General features: G+C 52.5%; 1 protein-coding gene. It reads right to left on the minus strand.

Translation table 11 applies throughout. The features are described from left to right. Window positions 1-551: FtsK/SpoIIIE domain-containing protein (locus ACTHUR_RS17205; RefSeq protein ID WP_440399921.1), on the minus strand; the 551-nt coding region annotated here is incomplete at both ends.

A 551-nucleotide genomic window follows, 5' to 3' on the forward strand; every position in this document is an offset into this window, starting at 1 on the left:
CTGTCGTTGCTGCGGCTGGTACCGGTAAAGTCCTCGTTCGAACCGCTGCTTAAAATATCGTCGATATAATCAGGCGCGCCGAATTGTTTCAGGTATTCCACTACGCGGTGTACTTCATTATCAGATGCGAACGCTCCGTGTACGCGTTGCGGATAGCCGGTGCCGGGCGGCAGGAACAGCATATCGCCTTGGCCGAGCAAGTTTTCTGCACCCATTTGGTCAAGAATCGTGCGGCTGTCGATTTTGCTGGACACTTGGAATGCAATGCGTGTCGGAATATTGGCTTTAATCAGGCCGGTAATGACATCCACGCTTGGGCGTTGGGTGGCAAGAATCAAATGGATACCGGCTGCACGCGCTTTTTGGGCAAGACGGGCAATCAGTTCTTCAATTTTCTTGCCTGCGGTCATCATCAAGTCGGCAAACTCATCTACCACGACCACGATAAACGGCAGTTTTTCCAATGGCTCAGGATTTTCAGGCGTGAGGCTGAACGGGCTGCCGATTTTTTCGCCACGCGCGGCGGCTTCGGCAATTTTTTGGTTGAAACC

The organism is Neisseria sp. P0021.S007, from assembly GCF_051956855.1.